This window comes from Undibacterium sp. SXout7W (assembly GCF_049339385.1).
Classification (GTDB): Bacteria; Pseudomonadota; Gammaproteobacteria; order Burkholderiales; family Burkholderiaceae_D; genus Undibacterium.
On record NZ_JBMPPF010000002.1, the window covers coordinates 169208 to 181094 of the forward strand.

Genomic DNA, 11887 nt, shown 5'->3' on the forward strand with positions numbered 1-11887 from the left:
ACACCGGATGATGGCAAGAACCTATCCGGGTTGTCTGGCGTATGGGTGTGAAGATGTTTGCTGGTGTGCGTTTGCAGTGTTGTAACGCCTCCGCATCAATGATCAGACAGGCCATAGCGTCGCATCATGCGGGTGAGTTCGCCATTGTTTTGCATGCGACGGATGGCTTGGTTGATGGCGTCTATTTTCCAGCCAGACTTTTTCGACAAGGCGCATTGTGTTTGCATGAGTGAGAAAGTCTGATGCGAAATTTTGAACAGTGTGCGTTTTTCCGGAAAGCGTTTGAAAAATCCCTCGATCTCGCTTTCGGAGCTGATCAAGGCATCTGCGCCGCCGCGCTCCAGCATACGGAACATACTGGGTACGTCGGTCATGTCGACACGGGTGGTTTGCCCTGAGTCGAACAATGCGGTGAGTGTCGGATAGTGATAGCCGATCTGTACCGCCATTCTTTTTCCTGGTAAATCTCTGGCAAATTGTTCTGGCACAGGCTGGCTTGCCAGCACCACCACACGTTCCAGTTGCGGCAGGGAGGGAATGCTCCATTGCATGGCGTCTGGTTTGTCTGACCATTGCGGGCTGGTGTAGCAGAGTAAATCGGCTTCGCCGCTGATGATGACTTGCTCGATACGGCGGCGCGAATACGGCAGGTAGATGGCATCGGCACCGATGCTTCTGGCGATGCGGTCGGCAAATTCCTTTTGCACGCCGCCAATCAACTGGTGCTGCGCGTCATAGATACTGAGCGGATAATCGAGATTTTCAAAAATAGCAATCCGCAATACGGGAGCGGTCTGGTGAGTCTGTGCGGTTGTTGTCGTGGTGGCACTTTGGGCATGGCTATGCGCTATCGGCAGTGACAGCAGAAGGCCGGTGCTGACGTGCAATAACCGGCGTTCTCTGCGGGCGGAACGGGCAACATCGTGGTGACATTTACCAGACAGGCGTGCTCGGGACGCTTGTATCAGTGGTATCAGTGGCAGCAGCGGTGAAAGTAGCAAAAGCAACAAAAGCAGGGGCAACAAGGAAAACATGGTTTACTTCATCATTTCTGTAACAGTCGCTGCGGATGGCGATGGCAATGGCGCAAATCCGCGTGCTCCTTGCAATCCACCTGTGTGGATAGCCACGACACGTTCTTGCGGGTGAAAAAAACCGTCAAGCCATAATTGCCGGACAGCGAATAACATTTTTCCAGTGTAAACGGGTTCGATGGCGATACCCGTATCGTGAATAAATTCTGCACAAAATTGTAGCAACTCCGGACTGGTTTTGGCGTAACCACCGTGCTGAAATCCATCTGACAATTGATAATTGTCATACGCCGGATAGTTTGCCTGCTGTAACAGGCGCGCGATGTCCTGATGCAGGTAAGCGGGCTGGCTGACTACCGGGATGCCGATAACGCGACTGCGTCCACGTAATCCGGCCAGAATGCCCGCCAATGTGGCGCCGGTGCCACAGGCCAGCACGATCGTGTCCGGGATGAACGGCAATTCCTCAACCAGTTCTGCCACACCATGCAGTGCTTCCGGGCTGCTACCGCCTTCGGGCAGCCAGACATACGCTTGCGGGTCGTCCGGAGCAATATATTGCTGCCAGTGCGCAGGGTCTTGTCGCAATTGTCGCAATTGCCGGTATGCCTCGCGTGTGACGAAGCGTATCTGCATGCCCATCTGCCGGCAGTCATCCAGCATGGCGCTGCGCATTCCTTCTGCGCCGCGCACCAGCGCTGTTGCGGGTAATCCGCTGAGGGCGGCGGCGTGTGCCAGCGCGTGCAGGTGGTTTGACCAGATGCCGCCCATCGACACCAGATGCGGGGCCGGTGGCGAATGCGGCAGTGCGTCGTCGGATAAGCACTGTGCCTGAATGGCCTGTAGCGGATATTTGAGTTTGCGGAATTTATTGCCGGATACCAGTGGATGCAGCTGGTCGTCGCGCTTGATCCATAAGGACATTCCGGGAAACAGTGCCGAACTGAGCGGCTGACAGGCAGAGGGGGAGGTACTGAACAACATGCTTGGCGGAAACTGCTTACAAAATGGTAAAGTGCCATTGTATCGCTTGCTTCCATACCCGCCGGAGAGAACATGTCCTCAGATTCCCATCAACCGCTGATGAATGCCAGGCTGCAGCTGAGCCAATTGATCAAGCAATTGAAAGATCATGGGCAGCAAGACAACTTGTTGCCGACGCTGGAAACGGTATTGAATCAGCTGGAAAGCATGGTGCAGAACGACCACCTGACCGGCGCACTCAACCGCCGTACCCTGCTCAGCATGCTGGAAGGTGAACTGGCACGTTCGTTTCGTACGGGGCACACTTTTTCGCTGGTGGTGATCAGTGTCGATGGTCTGGAGCGTATTCTGGAACAACATGGTCAGGCTGTTGCGCGTCAGGTGTTGCAGATGGTGGCAAAAGAGGCGCTGGATATGTTGCGCACTCTTGATTCATTTGGCCGCGTTGCCGCGAATGAGTTTGCCATCGTGATGCCGACCACCTGGCTGGATCAGAGTCTGAAGGCCATCGCCCGCCTCAAAGCGCGCATCGCCACGCTTGATTGGGAAGCCGTGGCACCGGGGCTGAGGATCACGTTTTCCTGCGGAATCACCACCAATGCGATCAAGGACACCGCCGATCTGATGCTGCAACGCACGACCGGCGCTCTGCTTACTGCCAGGACAAAAGGAGCAGATCAGATTCAGCAAATTGAACCGCCGTTGCCAGATTACAATCCGGCGGACGATGATTGATAGCGATTGAAAAATAGCAAAATCAGGGGAGTATCAGCCAAAATAGGCATATTGTCGGCATAAACAAAGGCGTGTTGAATAATACTCCCGCCAGTATATTAAGAGCTCAAATCAGCCGATTTGAGCTGATTTGAGCTGATTTGGGCTGATTTTTGCTTTGGTTTTCACTTGATTTCAGTTTGGGTGCAGCTCAATTTCTGGTGAATGTCAGGTCTGTCGGGGTTGCACTACCACCAGCCAGGTTGCCAGCACCACGCCCACGCAACCCGCCAGCGTGCTGAGCGTAATCGTTTCATGCAGGAACACAAAGCCCCACAGCAAGGCAAACAAGGGGATCAGGAAGGTCACCGTCAGCGCTTTGGTCGGGCCAACATCGGCCATCAAACGGAAGTAAATCAGATACGCGACCGCGCTGCATAGCAATGCCAGTGCCGCGGCCACGATCATGATGGTGCTCGTGATCTCGCCCTGCACCGGTGCTACCGAGAGCAGTGGCAGCAATACCAAGCTGGCGCCACATTGCGAACCCGTCGCCATTTGCATGGCACTGAGCTTACCGGAGACTTTTTTCGAGTAAATACCTGCCAGCGCATAACACACGGTGGCGCCGACGCAAGCCAATACGGCCAGAAATAACTCGTGGCTCCATGCCACTGGTCCCAGTCGTACTAGCAGCGCCACGCCTGCCACACCGACCGCCATGCCCAGCATCTTCCGGATCGTCAGTTGTTCACCCAGAAAAACACGGCCCATGAGTGCGCCCCAGAGCGGACTGGTGGCGTTCACAATCGCAGAATAACCCGCCGGAATAGTCAGCGCCGCATAGGAATACAGGGCAAACGGCAGCGCTGAATTGACCAGTCCCAGCACCAGATAAGCGCGCCAGTGCTGACCAAACTGCATCGCTCTTTTAGTGACCAGCATCAGCAACAGTAAGGCGATCCCCGCCAGTGTGACGCGCACTTCGGCAGTCCAGATGGCTCCCAGTACGGGTGCTATGACGCGCATGAACAGGAACGATGCGCCCCAGATAGCGGCCAGAGAAACGAGTCGGAAAAAATCACTGCTGCGCATAGTGGCTCCGGTAGGAATGAATCAAGGACGAATCCGTCAAGAGCACGCAGTGTAACAAATCAGGCAATGCAGCGCTGGCCGCTTTCAGACAGCAGATGGTCGGCCGTTGACCATGTGCGAAGGCAAGGAGGCAAGAAGGTACTTAGGGCACTAAGGCACGATAGGCGCTTGCGGATCAACTGCTGCTGGTATCGCCTGCAGGCTGATCTGTCGCAGCGGCTGCGGTGGTTGCAGCAGCTCCGGCATCGACCGGGCGTGATTGTTTGGCAATGCGGAGGATGGTATTGCGGATGGAATTGAGTACCGCCACCGAGTTGAATGGCTTCACAATAAAGCCATGCACACCGCGTTGCTGCGCCGCTTGCAGGGTCGCGGCATCGATTTTGGACGACACCATGAACAACAGCGATTTGGGCAGTGAGGCACGTAAATGGTCGAGCAGTTGCAAGCCCTCGTTATTGACTTCACCGATATCGATGCAAATGATCTGTGGTTTCAAATTCACGATTTTGGCGATACTGGCCGGACTCAGATTGGCATCACCCACGACTTCGTGGCCGCCGTTGATGAGAACCGAGGTCAGTAAATTGCGGGCGACAGCATTGGCGTCCAGAATGACGGCTTTAAGCATGGGAGTCCGGTAACGGATGAGTAATTTGCATAGTAATGCAAAAAAATAATGGCAGGTAAAAAAACGCTGAATGGTCAGAGAACAAATCAGCTAACAAATTAGCTGACCAATCAGCTGACCACCAGCAGACATAAGCGCGCTGTTGCTGGCAGGCGATAGAGGAGATTCTCCTGCCAGTCACAGGCTGTCAACATTCAACATCCATTCAACATCCAATCAAAAAACAATCAAAAAACAATCAACAAACGATCAGACAACCAGCCCACATCAATAGGCTCAGTCCTTCGTGCCGGCTTCACCTCGGGCATTTTTGACATACGTTTCCAGCCAGCGATCCTGTTCCCACAGCATGTGCATGATGGATTCGCGGGCGCGGTAGCCGTGACTTTCATTGGGCAGCATCACCAGGCGCGTCACAGAACCCAGCCCTTGCAATGCCTGATACATGCGTTCGCTCTGTACCGGGAAGGTGCCGGGATTATTGTCCTGCTCGCCATGAATGAACAAGATAGGATCCTTGATCTGGTTGGCAAAATTAAACGGTGACATCTCCTGATACGTCTTGCGCGCTTGCCAGAAATTACGGTCTTCGGACTGGAAACCAAACGGCGTCAGCGTCCGGTTATAGGCGCCGGAGCGGGCAATCCCAGCGCGGAACAGGCGGGTATGCGTCAACAGATTGGCGGTCATGAAGGCACCATAGCTGTGGCCGCCAATCGCGATCCGGTTGCGGTCTGCCACACCCAGACGCACGACTTCATCCACAGCGGCTTCCGCATCCATTTTCAATTGTTCGATATACGTATCATTGGGTTCACGTTTTCCTTCGCCAATGATCGGCATGCTGGGGCCATCCAGCACCGTATAGCCGCGTGCCAGCATCACCAGAGGGCTGTTATAGGGAATCCGGTTAAAGCGGTAAGGCGAGCCGCTGACTTGTCCGGCCGCTTCTGCTGTCTTGAATTCGCGCGGGTAGGCCCACATCAGCATGGGGCGCGGGCCATCACGTTTTGGCTCATAGCCGGGCGGCAGATACAGCGTGGCACTCAGATCAACGCCGTCATCACGTTTATAGCGTATCTGCTGTTTCTGTATGCCTTTGAGTTGCGGCGTCGGATGTGGGAACTGTGTCAGCGCACGTAAGGCATCGGTGCCGCTCAGGTCGCGGACATAGTAATTCGGACGTTCTTCCGCTGCTTCCCGGCTGGTGATAATGCGGCGCGCCTTGTCATCCAGTATCCCCACCACTTCTTCATAATAAGGCGCCTGTGAGCGCCAGAGATGGGTGACCTGCTTGTTCAGCAAATCGAATTTGTCCAGAAACGGACGATCTCCGTCCACAGTGGCGCCAGTCCCCGTCAGGAACAGCGCTTGGCCTTCCTGCGTTGTTCGCAACACGGGTTTGCCAAATGGATTCAATGTCATGGCGGGCGTGCCCGGATTGGCATACTGATCTTCGGATTTCCGACTGAATAACAGTTCCGGCTTACTTTCAGGCAAGCCCGGTTGTATGCGCCAGGTACGGGTGTCACGACTTTTCCACCAGCTTTCTGTCACCAGTGCCAAACCATCGTTGGCCCACTGCACTCCGGAAAAACGCCAGGCCAGATCCATCAACTTCTGTGGTGCAGAATCGAATGGCGCTGCTTGCTGTAACAACACATCGTGCACCCGGGAATGGGCTTCCGGGTCGCCGCCCGCCTGCGCCTCCAGCCAGTACAGCGTGGCCGCCTTGTCATGCCGCCAACCAAAATCACGCGGTCCGGCCTGTACGGCATCGTTCCCGCTTGGCAAGCGTTCGCGCATGGGGCGCTCAGCGATCGTTTTGATTTTATGACCCTGGTTATCCCAGACTTCGATCAGTTGCCCGAAGCGATCTATCTGCAGCATCGTGGAATAGGGGCGGCGTAACTGCGTCGTCAGGATCAGTTTGCCATCCGGCGAGGCCAGTGCCTTGCTGAGTGTCATGACAGGGCCGATGCGTTGCAGATTGCCATTGATCTGTACAAAGCCGAGCTGGGTTTGCAGATGCCAGTCCAGCAGGTCGGCGTCGTGTGGCGTTTTCAGCATATCGGGATAGGTGCGGTTTTGCGCGACTTTACCGCCTTTGGTTTCCTGCGTATTCGGTCCGCCGGGAATGTCTCTGGCAACGGGAGGGTTGGCTTGATGCAGGGGCAGCAGGCGCACCAGCAATTGCTCTGAACCATTGCTCCAGGCAAAGCCCGGGCTGATTGTGGCATTGAGTTTGTCGGCAATCAGCCGTTGGGCACGGGCTTTTTTGACATCCAGCAGCCACAGTTCCACACCGTTATCGGTCCACAGACTGAAGGCCAGCCATTGCTCATCCGGTGACCAGGCAGTATCGGCAATTCTGGTTTTAGTAGGCAGGCCGCTGACTTCGCGGGTTTTTCCGGTGGCAACATCGAGCAGGCTGAGCCCCGTACCAAAGTCGAAATGGCTGGCAGCGCGGGTGCGCGGATTGATTCTGAGTCCTGCCAGTTTCAGTTCGGGTTGCGCAACTTCGGCAATACCCGGCAGACCGGGCAACTGAATCAGCAAGGCGGTCTTGCGTTGTGGCCCGAGTCTGAACAAAGGGCCGCGTGGCGCATCCACCACCGCTTGCAATTCCGGTACAGGCAAATGATAGCCATTGTCAGTGCCAGACGTCGCCGCCAGACTGCTGCCTGCCGGTGTCACCACATTCAGCAAACTCAGCGTGGCGGCAATCAACAACGGAAACAGCGGCTTGAATGGGTGCCTGGGATGTATTTGGCGTGTTTGACGTGTTTGGATCATCGGACGATAAGATTGAAAAGACAACGGCATGTACTGAATAGAAAAGAAAAATCGCCCAGAGTAGCGGCGAACGGACGATGATCGGTGACAGCGCAGAATGATCACAACCATGCGTGGGGCATGTCGCTTTCAGAACCGAGATGGTATTTTGGTCAGAAATTCCAGCCAGAACTTACCTCGCCCATTCTTCGACACATGACGACAAAAACTCTTCCGTGGATCAGACAGAAGAGTATTTTCTGTGGCGTTTTCTGTCCAGCGGCAGTGCAGCAATTTCTCCTGTGCCACTTTTTGATGCAAAACACGCATATTGCCCAGTTGCATTTGTTCCGTCAATCCTGTTGCCACAGGTTTCCGGTGTTGAGTTGCTGCGCTGGCCGCGACCGTTTTACTGGTCGGAATCAGGAAAGTGGCGATGATGAAAAGTAGATGAGAACCTCTGGTTTTCTTGTTGCATTGCATGACAACTGGTTCAAATTTTGCTTTTCATCGTGGTAAGCTACGCTCCGAATTGACTTAATTCATATCATTTTCTGTCTGTCGATGAAAATTTTTTTGCGACAAGACTATTTTACCCAAAATAATTAACGGAGAGCACTTTGAACAAAATTCAAACACCGGGTGCACACACTATTCTCGGACACCCCGATAGCCTGTTTGTGTTGTTCTTTACAGAAATGTGGGAACGATTTTCTTATTACGGCATGCGTGCCCTTCTGGTGCTGTTTCTGGTCACCCAGACTGCCAAGGGTGGCTGGGGCTGGACGCGGGCTGATGCGACCAATCTGTATGGCTGGTATACCGGCCTGGTGTATCTGACGCCGATACTGGGCGGCTATATTGCCGATCGTTTGCTGGGTAGCCGTCGCTCCGTTGTTCTGGGTGGATTCGTGATTGCTTCCGGACATGCCTGTCTGCTGTTTGATACGCCGCCGATGTTTTATCTGGGCTTATCGCTGGTGGTGTTTGGCACGGGCTTATTTAAACCGAATATCTCCGCCATCGTCGGGCAGTTGTACAACAAAGACAATGAAAGCGGCCGCGACGGTGGTTATACCCTGTTCTACATGGGTGTGAATGCAGGCGCATTCTTTGGTATTTCTCTGTGCGGTTATATCGGCGAAAAAATTTCCTGGTCGTATGGCTTCGGTCTGGCAGGCGCTTTCATGATTCTGGGTGCGATACAGTTTTATTTCGGTCAGGGCATTTTTGGCGATATCGGTCTGTCAAAATCGCAACAAACAGGTAAGCAAGTGGTGGCCGAAGAAGAGCCGCCAGCACATATTGTGGCCGATCGTCTGAAGGCGATCTGTGTCTTTTCTTTCTTCACGATTTTTTTCTGGTTTGCGTTCGAGCAGGCGGGCGGCTCGATGACCATCTTCGCTTCCGACTATACCGACCGGGAACTGGTCGGCACCAGCGGTTTGATTTTTAAGATCGTCAATAGCCTGATGACCGTGATTCCGACAGCGATTCTGTCGTGGTTGTTGCTGAAACTGTTTGTCGGCACAGCAAAACGCTATCTGCTGTCGAATATCTTGCTGATCGTCTGTATCGGCGCTATCTGGGCCTTGGTCATCTGGATGCTGGGACGCGAATTCTCGATGGACAAATCGAGTGTACCGGCAACCTGGTTCAGCATTTTGAATTCCTTTTTCTTGGTGATACTGGCGCCGATGTTTTCTTCTCTCTGGGAAAAACACTGGAACCCCAGCGGGCCGATTAAATTTGGCGTTGGTCTGATTTTGTTGGGTCTGGGCTTTGCTGCTTTATCTTATGGCGCTTCCAGTATTCCTGCTGGTGCTAAAACCGCATCGGTCAGCATGATTTTCCTGATCGCCGCTTACTTTTTTCATACGATGGGTGAGCTATGTCTGTCCCCTGTCGGACTGTCGTACATCAGTAAGCTGGCACCATCGCGCTTGCTGGGGCTGATGTTTGGCGTCTGGTTTCTGAATACAGCGATTGCCAACAAGCTGGCAGGCATGACTGGCAGCTATATTGACCATATTTCGGAAATATATTCTTTGTCCACGTTTTTCCTGATTTTCACCATCATTCCTATCGTCGCTGGTCTGGTACTGATGAGCCTGAACAAGTGGATGGAAAAGAAAATGCATGGCATCCACTAAGACTAAGGGAGTGCTCATCATTCTCTAATAGGACTTACGTAACGTCGCTGAGGTAGTTTTGTGTCAGTTCTCATCAACACAAAACGGCTGCGTACTCATGGCGACTGAATTTCAATTTCCTTATATTGAGCTTTGAACCGCTTGATTGCGGTACTTCATGTTATGTGCCACCACGACAAATCTTGGGTGGCACATACACGATTCTCATAGTGAAGCAAATTATTTTTAGTTTTCACCGAACTTTGATTGGTTTTGTGCGACTTAAAGGATAAGTCCCATTCCTTCACTCAAATAAGGTAACTAAACCATGATGCCAACATCCGCTATCACAAGAACCCCTGGCAGAAATTCTCACAGCAGTATTAGTTCCCCCAAGTTTCAAAAAGATGCTCAATGGAAGCGTTTAGTGAATGAGTACCATAACAACAAATTCGGCCATTATGACGAGGAGCTCATTGCGACCATTGAGGACACTCTTTTTGGTGAGAATCACTCTTTTTTAAATATGTCTGGTTGTCATGAAAATGACGTGAGAGGTCTTGAGGAAAAATCACCGGGAATTATTGCAAGACTCCAGACATCGGGGGTTACAGAAATACACTTGCCAGAAAATCTGAAAGCAATTCCTTCTTGGCTCGAAAAAATGCCACATCTTACATCACTCAAGATGCCGGATGTTGATGTCCCAAAGGCATTGGACTTGTCTGGTGCCGAGCTATTGGATATCGATCTACCGGATATTGGGGCGTTGGACATTTCAGATATAGATATTTCAGATATCACCGAGCATCTTGATCATCCGTCTCATTCCGACTATACCCTCGATTTTAGAGATTTAAAACAAAAATGCCCTAATCTTAACTTGATTCATATTAGCACCAAGCAATCTGCCAATATTATTGTGTATGAAAATATCCAGGTTCTTCCTTCTGGGCACGCCCCCAGCCCGAAGGATATTGTGATTAAGATTGATATTTATGGCAAGGATGACAAACCGCTTCGTCAGCAAACTTTGGCAGGTCGTTCTTATTATGCGCAGTATCGTGGTGCTAAATTATCTTCTACAGCAATTGCAATGCGGGTTGATGACTGGAATAGAAAGGCAAACCTGAATGGGGAGGCGAAATTTCCTTATAATTCTCTAGAAGGAATGGAGCAGAGTATTAAGTGTTGCCATTTGGCTACTTACTGGTTATGGCAACCTAAAAATATAGGTGAGCGATTGCTGACCAATATCGTAACGAAAATGGGTGCGCAAAATGATATCGCACAAAACATTCCAGCGAGCATAGATGCCCGTTTTCATGAGATAGCATGGCAGGGTAAAGAAAATTATCTGGTTGGTCATGATGCATGGGGAGGTTTTATGCATGATCAGTTTACTCAGATGAAAAGTAACCAGACGCAACGCATCATAGTCCAGAGTGGAAGCCACGCAATGGCTTTGCTGCTCAAAGTCAAAAATCAGAAAGGGTTTACTGAGTATGTGGCAGAATTTTTTGATCCTAATCTGACATTAACACATGTCCGTTTGGTAGAAACCAATCTGCAAAATGTCAGTGCTTGGACAAGAGATAATTTTATGGAGGAAGATACGCAAGCCACATATTACAAGGAGTATGGTGCGGCGGACGTGGGTGGTGACGTAGATGATGATGACGACATGGAATCAGAGGAACAAGTTGCTTATGAGGATTGTAGTTTGTTCATCAAAGCACCAGAAAATCTGGATGCGCATTCTATGGATGAACCATTATGGGCAAACGATAGTCGTGAGCGCACAACAAAATTTTTTCCGACATCGTTGCGTCAAAAAAAATCCTCTGCGGTCATGTGGCATGCTGGAATGAGTAATCTTTCTGGAGTACTACGAGAGCAATTGGTTGAAATGCAAGGCATTGACATGGAGGAGAAAAAACAAATTTTGAAGGAAAACGATTCCGAAGGTAATTCAAAATTCATCAGATTATTTACGAGAAGTAATCCGGAGGTATTGAAAACTTTCCTTGTAGGAATCAAAGAGATGAGATTAGATCAATCTGATTTAGTTGAGTTGTTGTCAAGGGATCACTGTGGTTCCGCATTACTCTGCAGCATCATGCTTACCGAAGGAAAAGCAGAGCACGTAGCAGCAATCCTTGAGGGAATCAAGGAATTGGGCTTGAGTAAGGAAAATCTGCATACATTGTTACTGGCGAAGAGTGGAGATGGTACTACAGGGTTGCGGTATGCGATAACTCTGGATTATCAGGATACAGTAGCGGCATTTCTTACTGGTTTTAAAAATCTAGGGCTAGACTCCGAAGACTTTGTTAAATTTGCATCAGAAAAAGATGAAAATCAATCTTGTTTAATGAAAGATGTAATAACTGATGTTACTTCAGATGCAAGAGAACACTTTTTAAGTTGCATTCAGGAGCTAGGATTGGGTTCCGCAGAGCTAGATGAGCTGCGAAATAGTGTATTGTCTGAGTGAGCATACAGTTCTTTGCCATGGGTAA

9 protein-coding genes are annotated in these 11887 nt (G+C 51.2%); 3 read left to right on the forward strand and 6 right to left on the reverse strand.

Features of this window, described 5'->3' with window-relative positions:
• Positions 1-95: 95 nt before the first annotated feature.
• Both ACO0LB_RS03165 and ACO0LB_RS03170 read right to left on the reverse strand, forming a co-directional pair.
• Positions 96-1034 (reverse strand): substrate-binding periplasmic protein, encoded by a 939-nt coding sequence (locus ACO0LB_RS03165; RefSeq protein ID WP_423046399.1) that lies wholly within the window; start codon positions 1032-1034, stop codon positions 96-98.
• A 3-nt stretch (positions 1035-1037) separates the two neighbouring features.
• On the reverse strand, positions 1038-2018 hold the full coding sequence (locus tag ACO0LB_RS03170) for a 1-aminocyclopropane-1-carboxylate deaminase/D-cysteine desulfhydrase (protein ID WP_423046401.1): 981 nt from the start codon (positions 2016-2018) through the stop codon (positions 1038-1040).
• Between the two features lie 72 nt (positions 2019-2090).
• Between ACO0LB_RS03170 and ACO0LB_RS03175 the strand changes: the two genes are divergently transcribed.
• Positions 2091-2753 carry a GGDEF domain-containing protein gene (locus ACO0LB_RS03175; protein ID WP_423046403.1) on the forward strand — a complete coding sequence of 221 codons (663 nt, stop codon included), beginning with the start codon at positions 2091-2093 and terminating at the stop codon, positions 2751-2753.
• A 207-nt stretch (positions 2754-2960) separates the two neighbouring features.
• Here the strand turns inward: ACO0LB_RS03175 and ACO0LB_RS03180 are convergent, their stop codons facing one another.
• The 4 genes from ACO0LB_RS03180 to ACO0LB_RS03195 form a co-directional block, all read right to left on the reverse strand.
• Positions 2961-3827, reverse strand: coding sequence for a DMT family transporter (locus tag ACO0LB_RS03180; protein WP_423046405.1), 867 nt, complete (start codon positions 3825-3827; stop codon positions 2961-2963).
• A 175-nt stretch (positions 3828-4002) separates the two neighbouring features.
• Positions 4003-4458 carry a response regulator gene (locus tag ACO0LB_RS03185; RefSeq protein ID WP_423046407.1) on the reverse strand — a complete coding sequence of 152 codons (456 nt, stop codon included), beginning with the start codon at positions 4456-4458 and terminating at the stop codon, positions 4003-4005.
• A gap of 276 nt (positions 4459-4734) precedes the next feature.
• Positions 4735-7254 carry a prolyl oligopeptidase family serine peptidase gene (locus ACO0LB_RS03190; protein ID WP_423046409.1) on the reverse strand — a complete coding sequence of 840 codons (2520 nt, stop codon included), beginning with the start codon at positions 7252-7254 and terminating at the stop codon, positions 4735-4737.
• A 129-nt stretch (positions 7255-7383) separates the two neighbouring features.
• Positions 7384-7716 carry a hypothetical protein gene (locus ACO0LB_RS03195; protein ID WP_423046411.1) on the reverse strand — a complete coding sequence of 111 codons (333 nt, stop codon included), beginning with the start codon at positions 7714-7716 and terminating at the stop codon, positions 7384-7386.
• Between the two features lie 137 nt (positions 7717-7853).
• Between ACO0LB_RS03195 and ACO0LB_RS03200 the strand changes: the two genes are divergently transcribed.
• Entirely contained in the window at positions 7854-9386 is a 1533-nt protein-coding gene (locus ACO0LB_RS03200) for a peptide MFS transporter (RefSeq protein WP_423046413.1), read from the forward strand.
• Between the two features lie 307 nt (positions 9387-9693).
• The gene (locus ACO0LB_RS03205; protein WP_423046415.1) at positions 9694-11862 is read left to right on the forward strand and encodes a ShET2/EspL2 family type III secretion system effector toxin; all 2169 of its coding nucleotides are present in this window, start codon (positions 9694-9696) and stop codon (positions 11860-11862) included.
• Positions 11863-11887 lie beyond the last annotated feature (25 nt).